General features: G+C 40.4%; 14 protein-coding genes. All 14 read right to left on the bottom strand.

Annotation, left to right across the window (positions count from 1 at the left end):
• Window positions 1–155 precede the first annotated feature (155 nt).
• The gene (locus PLANO_RS07040) at window positions 156–977 is read right to left on the bottom strand and encodes a TlyA family RNA methyltransferase (RefSeq protein ID WP_038703753.1); all 822 of its coding nucleotides are present in this window, start codon (window positions 975–977) and stop codon (window positions 156–158) included.
• Window positions 974–2,878: a 1-deoxy-D-xylulose-5-phosphate synthase gene (gene dxs / locus PLANO_RS07035; RefSeq protein ID WP_038705400.1), complete on the bottom strand. Its 1,905-nt coding sequence runs from the start codon at window positions 2,876–2,878 to the stop codon at window positions 974–976. The genes PLANO_RS07040 and dxs overlap by 4 nt, the downstream gene beginning before the upstream one ends.
• 91 nt (window positions 2,879–2,969) lie before the next feature.
• Window positions 2,970–3,851: a polyprenyl synthetase family protein gene (locus PLANO_RS07030; protein WP_038703752.1), complete on the bottom strand. Its 882-nt coding sequence runs from the start codon at window positions 3,849–3,851 to the stop codon at window positions 2,970–2,972.
• Window positions 3,848–4,084 (bottom strand): exodeoxyribonuclease VII small subunit, encoded by a 237-nt coding sequence (gene xseB, locus PLANO_RS07025; protein WP_008429975.1) that lies wholly within the window; start codon window positions 4,082–4,084, stop codon window positions 3,848–3,850. The genes PLANO_RS07030 and xseB overlap by 4 nt, the downstream gene beginning before the upstream one ends.
• Complete coding sequence (gene xseA / locus PLANO_RS07020; protein ID WP_038703751.1) at window positions 4,077–5,438, bottom strand: exodeoxyribonuclease VII large subunit; 1,362 nt, start codon at window positions 5,436–5,438, stop codon at window positions 4,077–4,079. The genes xseB and xseA overlap by 8 nt, the downstream gene beginning before the upstream one ends.
• A 95-nt stretch (window positions 5,439–5,533) precedes the next feature.
• A complete protein-coding gene (gene folD / locus PLANO_RS07015) occupies window positions 5,534–6,382 on the bottom strand; it encodes a bifunctional methylenetetrahydrofolate dehydrogenase/methenyltetrahydrofolate cyclohydrolase FolD (protein ID WP_038703750.1) in 849 nt (282 codons plus the stop codon).
• A gap of 14 nt (window positions 6,383–6,396) precedes the next feature.
• Window positions 6,397–6,786 (bottom strand): transcription antitermination factor NusB, encoded by a 390-nt coding sequence (nusB, locus tag PLANO_RS07010; RefSeq protein ID WP_038703749.1) that lies wholly within the window; start codon window positions 6,784–6,786, stop codon window positions 6,397–6,399.
• 205 nt (window positions 6,787–6,991) lie between these two features.
• A complete protein-coding gene (locus PLANO_RS07005) occupies window positions 6,992–7,387 on the bottom strand; it encodes an Asp23/Gls24 family envelope stress response protein (RefSeq protein WP_038703748.1) in 396 nt (131 codons plus the stop codon).
• Window positions 7,388–7,402: 15 nt separating this feature from the next.
• A complete protein-coding gene (accC, locus tag PLANO_RS07000) occupies window positions 7,403–8,752 on the bottom strand; it encodes an acetyl-CoA carboxylase biotin carboxylase subunit (RefSeq protein WP_038705399.1) in 1,350 nt (449 codons plus the stop codon).
• 26 nt (window positions 8,753–8,778) lie between these two features.
• Entirely contained in the window at window positions 8,779–9,282 is a 504-nt protein-coding gene (gene accB, locus PLANO_RS06995; protein WP_038705398.1) for an acetyl-CoA carboxylase biotin carboxyl carrier protein, read from the bottom strand.
• A gap of 126 nt (window positions 9,283–9,408) precedes the next feature.
• Complete coding sequence (efp, locus tag PLANO_RS06990) at window positions 9,409–9,969, bottom strand: elongation factor P (RefSeq protein WP_038703747.1); 561 nt, start codon at window positions 9,967–9,969, stop codon at window positions 9,409–9,411.
• Between the two features lie 17 nt (window positions 9,970–9,986).
• Complete coding sequence (locus PLANO_RS06985; RefSeq protein WP_269429601.1) at window positions 9,987–11,048, bottom strand: M24 family metallopeptidase; 1,062 nt, start codon at window positions 11,046–11,048, stop codon at window positions 9,987–9,989.
• A 2-nt stretch (window positions 11,049–11,050) separates the two neighbouring features.
• The gene (gene aroQ / locus PLANO_RS06980) at window positions 11,051–11,491 is read right to left on the bottom strand and encodes a type II 3-dehydroquinate dehydratase (RefSeq protein WP_038703745.1); all 441 of its coding nucleotides are present in this window, start codon (window positions 11,489–11,491) and stop codon (window positions 11,051–11,053) included.
• Between the two features lie 305 nt (window positions 11,492–11,796).
• Window positions 11,797–14,355: a vitamin B12-dependent ribonucleotide reductase gene (locus tag PLANO_RS06975; protein WP_038703744.1), complete on the bottom strand. Its 2,559-nt coding sequence runs from the start codon at window positions 14,353–14,355 to the stop codon at window positions 11,797–11,799.
• Window positions 14,356–14,416: the final 61 nt, after the last annotated feature.

Raw genomic sequence — 14,416 nt, 5'->3', positions numbered from 1 at the left:
ATATTATATCCTACAGTTATTCCATGCATAAAACAAGAAAAGCTTATATGCGTACGTATCTATATTCACAAATTAATGAGGAAACTCTTATTTATAGTTACTACTTTTGTATTCCCGGATGACGATAAAAAAAACACACTCCTAGTGGAATGTGTTTACAAGATCTCATGCGCTCGTTTTACCGTCTCATCAATTAATAACTCTGAAATAGGTTCAATTTCTTGACCTTCCATACTCGACTGGAGATGGAATAAAAATTCAATATTGCCTTCTCCACCAGTGATTGGAGAAAACGACATATTTTTCACGTGAAATCCAGAGTCAACTGCGAACTTCCCAACCTTTACCAATACGTCACGATGTATTTTCGGGTCTCGAATAATGCCCTTTTTCCCTACATTTTCTCTACCCGCTTCAAACTGAGGCTTCACAAGCGCGATGACATCGCCACCTGTTACAAGTACTTGTTTTAAAACTGGGAAAATAATACGCAACGAAATAAAAGAGACATCAATTGATGCAAATTCAGGTAATCCTTGTACAAAATCTTCAGGTTTTGAATGCCGGAAATTAACTCGTTCCATAACAGTCACGCGTTCATCTTGTCTTATTTTCCAGGCCAATTGATTGTAACCAACATCTAGTGCATAGCAATGTTTAGCGCCGTTTTGAAGTGCACAATCAGTAAAGCCTCCAGTAGAAGAGCCAATATCGAGCATCAATTTATCAGCAACTGATAAATCAAATGTCTCTAAAGCTTTTTCTAACTTTAAGCCCCCTCGGCTAACATACTTCAAATCGTTGCCTTTCATGTGCAAGGCTGCATCTTCTAAAATCTTTTCTCCCGGTTTATTCATTCGTTCAGATCCAGAATAAATAATACCAGCCATAATCGCTCGCTTTGCCTTTTCACGTGTTTCACAGATGCCCCGCTCAACTAGCAAGACATCCACACGTTCTTTTTTAGGTTTGTTCATAGACTAGTTGTACCTGCCTGCTTTTTGGATTGTGCTCGCTCTTTAATAACACGTACCACTTCATCGCTGTTCAAATGGATTTCATCCATCAACTCAGCAACATCTCCATGTTCGATAAAATGATCCGGAATTCCAAGACGATCGATAACCGCACCACGATACTGTTGTTCTTGAGCAAACTCAAGAACCGCACTACCAAATCCGCCTTGAAGAACAGCTTCCTCAATTGTTAAGACCGGAATCTCCCGCTTAAAGATCGTGTGAAGCATTTCTACGTCCATCGGTTTAATAAATCGTGCATTTACTACTTCAACAGAAATGCCATGTTCAAACAATTGTTCGGCAGCTTTTATCGCCATTGGAATAGTTGTTCCGAATGTTAGTATCACTGCATCCGTTCCTTTTACCAACACTTCCCATGAACCGATTGGTAAAGCTTCGAGCTCTTCATCCATTGGCACACCTAAGCCGTTTCCTCTTGGATAACGTAATGCAATTGGTCCACCATTATAATCAATCGCAGTTTTAACCATATGTTGTCCTTCGTTTTCGTCTTTTGGCATCATAATAACCATATTCGGTAAGTGCCGCAAGAAAGCAATATCAAATACACCTTGGTGCGTTTCGCCATCTGCTCCAACGAGACCAGAACGATCAATGCCGATAAAGACATTTAAGTTTTGACGGCAAATATCATGAACTACTTGATCATATGCACGCTGTAAAAACGTCGAATAAATAGCTAAGAATGGTTTCATGTTTTGCGTTGCAAGTCCAGCAGCCATTGTTGTTGCATGCTGCTCAGCAATCCCAACATCGTACATGCGCTCAGGAAATTCAGAAGCAAATCCTTCCAATTTTGATCCCACGGGCATCGCCGGTGTAATTGCTACAATACGTTCGTCAGTACGCGCTAATTTACGAACAGTTTCTGCTACTAATCCGCTCCATGATGGTGCTTTTGAAGACGATTTAACTAGATCGCCAGTTTCCATTTTATATGGACCCGTACCATGCCACGTACCAATTGTATCTTGTTCTGCAGGTAAAAAGCCTTTGCCTTTTTTCGTAATAACATGAAGCAACACAGGACCTTTTGTTTTTTTCGCATAACGTAAATTGTCTTCTAACTCTTCCAAATCATGTCCGTCGATTGGACCTAAATAGGTAAAGCCCAGTTCTTCAAAAAACATGCCAGAAACGACAAGGTATTTTAACGAATCTTTCACGCGTTCAGCAGTAGAGGCTAAACGATCACCGACTGCAGGAACTTTTTTCAATAAATATTCCAAATCGTCTTTAACTTTATTATATTTCCCAGCAGTTCGCATGCGACCAAGCATGCTGTGCATCGCACCAACATTTGGCGCAATCGACATTTCATTGTCATTTAAAATGATGATCATATCCGTTTTTGTGTGACCAATATGATTTAATGCTTCAAAAGCCATACCGCCTGTTAACGCGCCGTCTCCGATAATTGGAATAACGTAATTGCTGTCTTTTTTAATATCGCGAGCAGCCGCCATACCCATAGCAGCTGACAATGAAGTTGAGCTATGTCCAGTTTCCCAAACATCGTGATCACTTTCATTGCGTTTTGGGAATCCACAAAGCCCTTTGAATTGACGTAGAGTGTCAAATTGGCTAGCTCTTCCCGTAAGGATTTTATGAACGTACGATTGATGTCCCACATCCCAAATAAACTTGTCTGCAGGGCTATCAAATACTTTGTGTAATGCTAGCGTCAATTCCACTACGCCAAGGTTAGGACCAATATGTCCACCTGTTCTTGATAAATTTTCTATTAAAAACCGTCTTATATCTTCACTTAATACTTCAAGCTGTTTTGTGTTCAGCTCTTTTAAGAAAGATGGACCAGTAATCGAATGTAGATCCATTGCCATCACGCACCTTTTTTAAATTTTCCTTCGGACTGTCTGTACATATTATATCAGTACTGAGCAATTGTACAAATCAGAGCCTTAAAAATCAGTTTTTTCTTTGCACAATTAATTGTGTGAGTTCCAACAGCAATGTTTTTTCGCCAGTTAACTTATGAAGGGCATTTACAGCCTCGGTAGCATGGAAGTCTAATTTCTCTTTTGCTTTCGGCAAAGTTAATAAACTCGGATAAGTGCTTTTTTCACTTGTTTCATCTTTGCCTGCCGTTTTTCCAAGTTCTTGAGAAGTTCCCGTCACATCCAAAATATCGTCTTGAATTTGAAATGCTAATCCTAAATGTTGACCAAACTGACTAAGCGCTACAATTTCTTCGTTGGTTGCCTGAGCTAAAATACCGCCTGCCAATATACTATACGTTAACAATGCACCTGTCTTTAAGCGATGAACTTGTTCAAGTTCTTCGAGTTGCAATTGCTTTTCTTCGCCCTCTATGTCTAGTACTTGTCCACCGACCATGCCTTCCGCGCCAGCAGAAACACTCATCAAATCAATTAAGCGGATTTTGTCTTCGCTCGATACATGTTCAAGTCGCGCTACCACTCCAAAGCTATACGTTAACAACGCGTCGCCTGCAAGAATCGCAATTGCTTCACCAAACACTTTATGGTTAGTCGGCATGCCACGACGTAAATCGTCATCATCCATACTCGGCAAATCATCGTGAATCAAGGAATACGTGTGAATCATTTCAATTGCTGCAGCAACTTTCAAGGCGTCTGGATGTTCATCTCCACTCATCTCATGCAATACAGCTAAAAGTAAAATTGGACGAATTCGTTTGCCGCCTGCTTGCAATGAATAATGCATAGATTCTTTTAACGAATCAGGAATTGACAAAGAAAGTATTAGTTGTGCCATTTCTTGTTGGATAAGCGGTTCATAATGAGAACGAAATTGGGTCAAATTCATTTTGCATTCCCGTCCATTTCTATGTTAGCTGGCACTTCTTTGCCGTCTTTCATCATCGTAACTAATTGACTTTCTGCATTTTGTAATTTGTCGTGACAAACTTTCGACAGTTCCATGCCTTTTTGATAAAGTGTCAATGCTTGTTCTAGTGGGACATCCCCTTGTTCGAGTTGACGAACAATTTCTTCAAGTTGTTCCATTGCATCATTGAACATAATTTTTTTCTCAGTCATCGCTTCCGTCTCCTTTACGCCTTGTATTTATTTCATTGACCGTTGCTTGGATCGTGCCGTCTTGCATCGCAAGCGTAAGGCTATCACCTTTTGTTATTTGCGCAACACTTTTAACAACGTTTCCTTCGACATATGGTATAGAATACCCTCGGTCCATAATTTTCAACGGACTAAGTGCATCCAATGTTCGAATCGCCGAAGTTAGCTGTCTTGAATGATTTTTTAACAATTGCTCTACTTGAAAATCGAGCCTTCTCGCAAGTTCCGTTACATCTGTTTCAGATTGCCGGATTTGCTGTAAGGGCATACGCGATTTCAAGCGCTGGTCAAGTGTTCGGTAGGATTCTTTAGAACGGTTTAAATGCTGTAAAGATTCTCGTTGCAGAGAATCGGTCGCACGATCGACACGCTCAATAAACGGCCGGTACAGACGTTCTGGGTATGCAAGCGGATAAGATGAAGACAGTCGGTTCAACGCTTGTTTTTGCTGATTCACAGCGCTTGAAACAGTTCGGTACATTTGACTTCGGTAACTTGAAATTCGCTCTAATAGTTCTGCTTGACTTGGCACAGCAAGCTCGGCTGCAGCAGTAGGCGTTGGTGCACGCAAATCAGATACAAAATCAGCAATGGTCGTATCGGTTTCATGGCCGATTGCCGAAATAATTGGAATCTCTGATGAAAAAATGGCACGTGCCACAGCTTCTTCATTAAAAGCCCACAAATCTTCGATAGAACCACCACCACGACCAACAATCAACACATCAAAATGATCTTTATTGGCTGCTTGGATCGACTGAACGATTGATTGAACGGCACCGGTACCTTGAACAAGTGTTGGGTACAATACAACATTTGCCAAAGGATATCTCCGTTGAAGTGTGATGATAATATCTCGTACTGCTGCTCCTGTTTGAGCAGTCACTACAGCAATTCGTTTTGGAAAACGAGGCAGTTTCTTTTTATGTGTAGCCTCGAAGAGACCTTCTTTAGCTAGCTTTTCTTTTAATTGTTCAAATGCTAAATAATAATCTCCAATCCCATCTACTTGCATAGATTGCGCATATAGTTGGTATTGACCTGATGCTTCATAGACCGTGACGTCTCCTCGAATTAACACCGTCATGCCACTTTCCGGTTTAAACTTCACGGATTTCGCGCTTGCTGAGAACATGACACCTGGTAACCGCGCTGAATTATCTTTTAAAGTAAAGTAAATATGTCCACTCGTATGAATTTTTACGTTAGACAACTCACCCTTTACATACACATCACGTAGATGAGGATCGGCATCAAATTTCTTTTTTATGTATTTGGTTAATGCTTTAACACTTAAGTACGGGTCGGCTGACACATTTTCAACCCCTATCTGTGAATTTAAAAAGCTGTTTTTCGGAAGAAAAACAGCCCCATTATTACTTATTTTACATAACTATTGTTGATTTGTCTTTATAGACCCTTTTCAGCAGATTGTAGCGTGTTTCCCATTAACATTGCAATTGTCATGGGCCCAACACCACCTGGTACAGGTGTAACATAACTTGCCGTTTCTTGAACATCTTCAAAGTCTACGTCGCCACATAATTTACCGTTTTCGTCACGATTCATCCCGACATCAATAATAACTGCACCGGGTTTGATGAACGTATGATCGATAAATTTAGCTTTTCCAATAGCAGCAATCAAAATATCCGCTTGTTTAGTAAAATGTGCTAAATCTTTTGTTTTTGAGTGACAATATGTAACGGTTGCATCTTTTTGCAATAATAATTGACCAATTGGTTTGCCGACAATATTGCTTCGACCAATTACTACAGCGTGTTTTCCAGCCGGGTCGATATCATAATGTGCAAGTAGCTCCATTATGCCATGCGGCGTACATGGTAAAAAGGCTTCTTTACCGATCATCATATTACCAACTGAAATTGGATGGAAACCATCCACATCTTTTTCCGGGCTAATGGCAGAAATCACTTTAAATTCATCTATTTGTTTAGGTAATGGCAATTGAACAAGAATTCCATGAATGTCTGAATCCTTATTTAAATCATCTATTTTTGAAAGCAGCTCTTGCTCAGTTAATGTCTCTGGAAATTGATGCAAATCTGAGCGCATACCAAGTGCTTCGCATGTTTTCTTTTTGTTTTTCACATATGTAAGAGAGGCCGAGTTTTCACCGACCAACACAACGGCAAGTCCTGGAATGATCTCTTGCTGCGCCAATTTTTCCACTCGTTGTTGTACTTGTATTTTAATTTTTTGGCTTACCGCTTTTCCATCAATCAATTTTGCAGTCATGTTTACTCCTCCAATTAATTTGCTGTTTCGTCCGTAAACTTCGATAAAACTCCGTTAACAAATCGACTAGATTTATCATCTCCGAATGTTTTACATAGTTCAATTGCTTCATTCATTACCACACGCGCTGGTGCATCTTCCATATAATCTAATTCAAAGATCGCCATGCGAAGAATTGTACGTTCAATTTTAGGCAAACGTTCAATTGACCAGTTTTCAAGATGACCAACTAATTTCTCATCAATTGTCGCCATATTGGTATATGTGCCTTGTACCAATAGGTCATAAAAATTATCATTTTCTCCAGCCATCACATGATCCATTGCCTCATCGATGGTTAATTCAGTGCCTTCTAATTGAAATAAGGTCTGAAGCGCTTTTTCGCGTGCTTCGTGTCGTTTCATAAGTTATCCGGTCTCCTTTTCACAGCTAATTACCCCTCATTATACAGGTATTCCGGTAGAACTTCCATGTTTGAAATGTTCGGTCAATAATAACGAATAGCACTCAAAGCCGCCTCTAGTTATAGGAATATTTTGGGGTTTGCACACATAAACAAAGAGAAGGCTGTCCAGGAGTCTTTTAAGGACTCTAGGACAGCCTTACTGGCTATTCTGATGTTTGAGACTCGAAATGGACACCTGTTATATGAACGTTTACTTCTTGCGTTTGAAGTGATGTCATATTTTCAAGCGTTTGACGAACCTGCTCTTGAATTTTTAAAGCGGTTTTAGGAATGGAAACACCGTAATTGATGACACAATACACATCAATCGCCAATCCGTCTTCTGATAATTCGGTTTTAATGCCTTTACCGTGAACTTTTTTTCCTAAACGTTCTACAACGCCAGAGGCAAAGTTCCCACGCATACTAGCAACCCCTTCAATATCCGTTGCTGCAATACTCGCAATAATTTCCAATACTTCTGGAGCGACTTCGATATTCCCCAAGTCTTGTGCTCCGTGTGATTTCATACGTAAATAAGGTGCTGTTTTTTCTGCCATTTAAAAAGCTCCTCCTTAAGATCCCAATACGTCGTATTTTTCAAGGAATTTCGTATTGAAATCTCCTGATTTAAATACTTCGTGATCCATCAACTTCGAATGGAATGGAATCGTTGTAAACACGCCTTCAATTACAAATTCATTTAATGCACGTTTCATTTTTGCTACTGCTTCTTCGCGTGTATCGGCAAATGTAATCAGTTTCGCTACCATCGAATCGTAATACGGCGGAATTGTGTAACCAGAATACATAGCAGAATCAACTCTCACACCCATACCACCTGGTGGCAAGTACATTTCGACTCTACCTGCTGAAGGCATAAAGTTTTTAGCTGGGTTTTCTGCATTGATCCGGCATTCAATAGACCAGCCTTTGAATGTTACATCTTCTTGCTTATAAGCTAATGTCTCACCAGAAGCCACTCTTAATTGTTGTTGGATCAAATCAATTCCAGTAATCATTTCTGTTACAGGATGTTCAACTTGAATACGTGTATTCATTTCCATAAAGTAAAACTTTTGATTAACAGCGTCAAAAATAAATTCTACAGTTCCTGCACCGCGGTAGTTAACTGCTAATGCAGCTTTTACAGCAGCTTCGCCCATCTCTGCACGTAGCTCTGGAGACAATGCCGGTGAAGGCGCTTCCTCAAGAAGTTTTTGCATACGACGCTGAATAGAACAATCACGCTCACCTAAGTGAATGGCATTGCCATGTGAGTCAGCAAGTACTTGGATTTCGATATGGCGGAAATCTTCGATAAACTTCTCGATATAAACCCCAGGATTACCAAATGCAGCTGCTGCTTCTTTTTGTGTCATTTTCAATCCAGTGACGAAATCTTCACGTGTACGCGCTACACGGATGCCTTTACCTCCACCACCTGCTGTGGCTTTGATAATAACAGGAAAGCCAATTTCATCTGCAATCTTTAAGCCGTCTTCTTCGCTTGCAACGATCCCTGTAGAACCTGGAACGACTGGAACTCCTGCTTTACGCATCGTCTCACGCGCTACGTCTTTAGTACCCATACGCGAAATAGCGTCTGCAGTTGGACCAATAAACATAATATCGCATGCTTCGCAAAGTTCAGCAAAACTCGCATTCTCTGCTAAAAATCCGTAACCTGGATGGATGCCATCACAATTTGTCAATTTAGCAACTGACATGATATTAGAAAAATTTAAATAGCTGTCTTTCGATAATTTTGGACCGATGCAATACGCTTCATCCGCAAGTTCAACATGAAGTGCTTCTTTATCAGCTTCTGAGTATACTGCAACCGTTTCGATATCCATTTCTTTACAAGCACGGATAATTCGAACTGCGATTTCTCCGCGGTTTGCAATCAACACTTTTTTCATCGTTTTCATTGCTATCTCCCCTTTCCTCAGTTTGCTTTCACGAGGAATAAAGGCTGGCCGTATTCGACAAGTTGACCATCTTTTACAAGAATCTCAGCAATTTCCCCATCTACTTCTGCTTCGATTTCGTTAAATAATTTCATTGCTTCAACGATACAAACTACGTGATCAGCAGAAACTTTTGTTCCTACTTGAACGTAAGCTGCTTCATCAGGTGATGGAGACTCATAAAATGTCCCAACCATCGGCGAAAGGATTTTGTGGAAATCTACATTGTTTTCAGGCGAAATTTCTGGTGACTCAGTAGATACCAAAGTCTCTACTTCTGGTTCTTTTGTTGGTGCTGGTGCATTAGTTTCTACAGCTTTTTGAACTTGTGTTGTTTGGTCAGTTGAAGAACTTGTTTGCTGAGTTTGACCCGTACCATTTTTCTTCATTTTTACTTTAACGCCTTCAAACTCATAAGAAAATTCATCAATAGATGACCCATCTACCAATTTAATAATTTCGCGGATTTCTTGGATTTTCATTTTCATCATACTCCCCTAATATGTATTTAACTGATTTCTATACCATTTTAGACTTTTTCAGGCTATTTTGAAATAGCTAATCTGCCTTTTTAAAAAAGGCCTCTATATAGAAGAGGCCTTTTGTTATTATTGTGCTCTAGAAACGTAAGAAGAATCAGTCGTGTTAACGATCAATTTATCGCCTTCGTTAATGAAAAATGGTACTTGAACAGACAATCCAGTCGATAGTTTCGCTGGTTTAGAACCGCCGCTAGCTGTATCGCCTTTAATACCTGGATCTGTTTCAACTACTTCTAAAACGACCGTATTTGGCAATTCAACACCTAGCACTTCACCTTGGAACTGAATTACTTGAACTTCCATATTTTCTTGTAGAAACTTCAATTCGTATTCAATATTTTTTTCAGGCAACTCGATCTGATCATAAGTTTCCATGTCCATAAATGCGTGCATATCTCCATTAGCATATAAATACTGCATTTTAGCGTTATCGATTTGTGCTTTTGCAACTTTTTCACCTGCACGGAATGTCTTTTCAGTGACACTTCCTGTACGTAGATTACGAAGTTTCGAGCGCACGAATGCAGCGCCTTTACCTGGTTTAACGTGTTGGAATTCCATAACGCGCCAAATTCCGCCGTCTACTTCAATTGTAACACCTGTTTTAAAATCGTTTACTGAAATCATTATAGTTCCTCCGTTTGTTATAAAATGCGAAGCTCTTTTGTGGAGTGAGTTAACCGTTCATTTCCTGACTCGGTTATCAGTATATCATCTTCGATACGTACTCCGCCAATTCCTTGCAGATAAATTCCTGGTTCAACCGTCACAGCCATACCCGGTTCCAAAATTGTTTCTGATTTGAAAGACAAGCCTGGACTTTCATGGACTTCTAATCCGATACCATGCCCTGTCGAGTGACCAAATGCTTCGCCATATCCCTTGGACTTAATGTAATCACGCGCAATGGCATCCGCTTCAATGCCGCTCATTCCCGGACCAATTTTCTCCACACCTAGTTCTTGTGCCTTTAATACAATAGCATAAATTTCTTTCAATTGCTCTGACGGTTCGCCTACAGCGACTGTACGGGTAATATCTGAAATATAACCATTATATAGAGCACCAAAATCCAGGGTAATCATGTCGCCTTGTTCGATGACTTTGTCTGTCGCTACACCGTGTGGCAATGCAGAACGCAATCCTGAAGCTACAATGATGTCAAAGCTTGAAGAAGTTGCACCTTGTTGTCTCATGAAAAACTCCAACTCATTAGAAACTTCGAGTTCTGTCAATCCAGGGCGAATAAAACCACAAATATGCTCGAATGCATCATCTGCAATTTTAGCCGCGTCTTTTAGTACTGATACTTCTTCTGCTGTTTTCACCATGCGGATTTTTTCAATCAAATTGCTAATAGGTTCTAGATTGCAATCTAATTTTTCCTTATACTGTGTAGCCGAAGCATAAGTCATATAATCTTGTTCAAAAGCAAGTGTTTGGATATCCATGGATTTGACCGTTTTCACCACTTCATCCATTAGATTTTTTTCTGCTTGAATCACTTTAAATTCCTTTACTTGCTCTCCAGCTTGTTCTGTATAACGAAAATCAGTAATGAAAACAGCTTTTTGTTGTGTGACGATTGCTAATCCTGCTGTCCCAGTAAATTCTGTAATGTAGCGCAAATTATATGGGCTTGTAACAAGCAAAGCTTCTACTTCGCGTTGTTTCATTTCGTTGCGTAATTTTTGGAGTTTCAATATAGTCAGCCTCTCTCTTGTTTTAATAGTAGCGCGTGGAGCGCCAGTTTGTAGACATCTTGGCCAAATCCAACAATTTGTCCGATTGTTACGGGAGAAATATAAGAATGGTGTCGGAATTCTTCTCTTTTGTGAACATTCGATATATGTACTTCAATTACAGGAACTTGGATTGCCGCAATCGCATCTCGTATCGCAATGCTTGTATGTGTATATGCACCCGCATTTAAGACAATTCCCGATAAGCCTTCATCGCCTGCCCCGTGAATCCAGTCGATCAATTCGCCTTCATGGTTTGACTGCCGACAAATCAATTCAATATGATGATGATATGAAAATTCCACAAGATCTTGTTCTAGCTCTTCTAATGTGAACGTTCCATACGCTTCTTTTTCCCGTTTGCCCAAGCGGTTTAAATTCGGACCGTTCAAGATCAGCACACGCATTCAACTTTCCCCTTCCCCTTATACATTCTTAATTATTTTAACATATCGGAACAATCGAGCAACTATAAAAGAAAGCGAATGCACCTGTATAGAACCGACGGGCTTAAGGCGACTTGCCAAAGCGGCGTTTTTTGCCGCATAGGCTAGTTGACTTAAGACCCCGAGGTTCTAGGTGCATGAGCTAGACTAAAAGAAAGCGAATGCACCTGTATAGAACCGACAGGCTTAAGGCGACTTGCCGAAGCGGCGCTTTTTGAATGGAATACAAAAAACGCGATGGCTAATTAGCCACCGCGCTCATTATATTACAATCCACACTTTAATTGAGCATTGCAATTCGTACATGTATTGCAGCCACCCATTTCTTCAACTGTTCCTTTTCGGCAAACTGGGCAAGTATCGCCCACTTCAGAACCGATTGTCACATTCGTTGAACGAAGATCTTGGATTGTGTCGATCAAAACAATCGGACGCTTTCCAGTATCTTCTTGGTGTTCTTCTTCTTCGAAATTATTATCTTCAGCTTTTAAAGTTAGAACTTGTGAATCACGGCTGCCATCAACATAAACCGTACCACCTTTTGCTCCACCTTTATACAAACGCTCATAAACACCTTCTACTTGCTCAACTGTATAGCCTCGAGGTGCATTTACTGTTTTCGAGATAGAAGAGTCGATCCAACGCTGGATGATACACTGAACATCTGCGTGTGCTTCTGGCGCTAAGTCCATCGATGTCACAAATGCTTTTGGCAGATTTTCTTCGTCAGCTTGAGGGTTGTTCTTCAGATATTCACGAACAATATCAGCTTTAACTTCGATAAATTTACCAAGGCGACCGCTACGGTAGTAAGTGAACGAATAGTAAGGTTCAAGTCCTGTCGAAACGCCAACCATCGTACCGGTAGATCCTGTTGGAGCTACTGTTAATAGATGCGAGTTGCGAATTCCTTTTTCAAGAACTGCTTCGCGAACATGTTCAGGCATGCCTTGCATAAATCCAGTTTCAGTAAACGCTTTGCGAAGTGCCGCAGTTTCTTCATCTGTATTCCCAACTAAGAATGGGAAGCTGCCACGTTCTGCTGCTAAGTCAGTTGAAACTTCGTATGCTGCAGTAGCAATCGTCTTGAAAATTTCATCTACAAGTTCGTTACCTTCTGGTGAACCATATTCTTTGTCACAGTAAATTAGCAAATCAGCTAATCCCATAACTCCAAGACCTACCCGGCGTTCGCCAAGTGCTTGTACTTGGTTTTCTTCAAGGAAATATGGTGTTGCGTCAATCACGTTGTCTTGCATGCGGACACCTACGCGTACTGTTTCTTTCAAGCTTTCAAAATCAACTTTTTTTGTTTTTGGATCAGCAAATTGCGCCAAGTTGACCGCAGCCAAGTTACAAACTGAATAAGGTGCTAATGGTTGTTCGCCACAAGGGTTAGTTGCAACCACTTTTTGACCATAGGCTGCAGCGTTTGTTTTTTCATTTGCATTATCGATAAAGAAAATACCTGGTTCTGCTGAATAAGTTGCACAAATGTTGATCAAGTTCCATAGTTCGCGCGCTTTCATCGTGCGGTACACACGGACACCATGACCCATGCTTTCCCACTCACGAACATCACCAACTTCTTGCCATTTTTCATTATAAATAGCCATTTCATCTTTTGAGTAAGACTCAACGGCTGGGAAACGTAAGTCGAAATCCTCATCGTTTTCAACAGCTGTCATGAAATCACTTGTTAATGTTACAGAAATATTGGCACCTGTTAAAAACTCTTCGTTGTGAACAGAATAGGTACCGCCGTCACGCAATTTCGTTTCAGCATCGCGCATGATTTTCTCGTTAAATCCACCCATACCTGGGATTGTCCGATAGTTTAAGATACCTTGGTACATTGCTTCTTCTTGGGAAGACAATGCTTTAAATTTCAATTTGTCGTGAGCCAATTTTTTAATTGTCTCATCCTGTGTGTTTTCGATCAAATAACGCAAAATACGTGGGTTTTGCATTTTTGAAATGATGAATTCTGCGATATCTGGATGCCAATCTGCAAGCATGATCATTTGAGCACCACGTCTTGATCCACCTTGTTCTACAAGATGTGTTAATTTCGCAATATCGTCCAACCAAGATACTGATCCTGATGATTTGCCATTAACTCCACGAGCTAATGTATTACGAGGACGAAGCGTTGATCCGTTTGTTCCAACACCGCCTCCGCGACTCATGATTTCCATCACTTGTTTACGGTGATCCGAAATTCCTTCGCGCGAATCTGCTACAAACGGCATTACGTAGCAGTTGAAATATGTTACATCTGTATCGGCTCCTGCTCCGTAAAGAACGCGCCCAGCCGGAATAAATTTCAATCCAACCAATTGCTGATAAAACTTTTCGAACCATTCTTTACGCTTTTCAGGTGTTGTTTCTACAGAAGCTAATCCGGTAGCATTGCGTTTCGCAATCTGCTCGTAGAACACTTCCATCGGCTTTTCAATCACGTCGATTGGGCGATTAACGATGCCTGCTTCTTGTTCCCCAGGATTGTCGATTGCACTTCTGTAATCTTCTTCAATCCAAACTTTTGCTTTATTGGCTTGTGTATCAATAGACACAATATAACCAAGGCCACGAGCTGGGAATTTCGGATCTTCTTTAACAGTTAAAACAACAAAGTCGCCTGCTTTAAGAGTCTTTTTCTCCGTATCCTTAAATGAATAGCGATCAATCATTACAAGGCGAGATACCCCTTTGTGCGTTAACTTCATATCTGGTGTAATTTTGTGCACTTGAGGAAACGTCTGAATATCCTCATTTAAAGCTTGTGAGTTTAATGAATACTGGGATTGTGTGGCTGATACCATTTGACAATTCCTCCTTTGTGATATATGGAGTCGGATACTATATATAGTATTACTTCGATTC

Origin of the sequence: Planococcus sp. PAMC 21323, from assembly GCF_000785555.1 — a bacterium.
GTDB lineage: Bacteria > Bacillota > Bacilli > Bacillales_A > Planococcaceae > Planococcus.
The sequence above is the reverse complement of the archived record's forward strand: the minus strand, read 5'-3'. Positions and strand labels throughout refer to the sequence as shown.

What these genes read in the sequence shown, in the direction of transcription:
- accC (WP_038705399.1), bottom strand. Translation starts at nt 8,752, where the DNA reads ATGAAAAAAGTGTTGATTGCAAACCGCGGAGAAATCGCAGTTCGAATT.
- efp (WP_038703747.1), bottom strand. Translation starts at nt 9,969, where the DNA reads ATGATTTCAGTAAACGATTTTAAAACAGGTGTTACAATTGAAGTAGAC.
- dxs (WP_038705400.1), bottom strand. Translation starts at nt 2,878, where the DNA reads ATGGATCTACATTCGATTACTGGTCCATCTTTCTTAAAAGAGCTGAAC.
- PLANO_RS07030 (WP_038703752.1), bottom strand. Translation starts at nt 3,851, where the DNA reads ATGAATTTGACCCAATTTCGTTCTCATTATGAACCGCTTATCCAACAA.
- nusB (WP_038703749.1), bottom strand. Translation starts at nt 6,786, where the DNA reads ATGAAACGACACGAAGCACGCGAAAAAGCGCTTCAGACCTTATTTCAA.
- folD (WP_038703750.1), bottom strand. Translation starts at nt 6,382, where the DNA reads ATGACTGCAAAATTGATTGATGGAAAAGCGGTAAGCCAAAAAATTAAA.
- PLANO_RS06975 (WP_038703744.1), bottom strand. Translation starts at nt 14,355, where the DNA reads ATGGTATCAGCCACACAATCCCAGTATTCATTAAACTCACAAGCTTTA.
- PLANO_RS07005 (WP_038703748.1), bottom strand. Translation starts at nt 7,387, where the DNA reads ATGGCAGAAAAAACAGCACCTTATTTACGTATGAAATCACACGGAGCA.
- xseB (WP_008429975.1), bottom strand. Translation starts at nt 4,084, where the DNA reads ATGACTGAGAAAAAAATTATGTTCAATGATGCAATGGAACAACTTGAA.
- accB (WP_038705398.1), bottom strand. Translation starts at nt 9,282, where the DNA reads ATGAAAATCCAAGAAATCCGCGAAATTATTAAATTGGTAGATGGGTCA.
- PLANO_RS07040 (WP_038703753.1), bottom strand. Translation starts at nt 977, where the DNA reads ATGAACAAACCTAAAAAAGAACGTGTGGATGTCTTGCTAGTTGAGCGG.
- aroQ (WP_038703745.1), bottom strand. Translation starts at nt 11,491, where the DNA reads ATGCGTGTGCTGATCTTGAACGGTCCGAATTTAAACCGCTTGGGCAAA.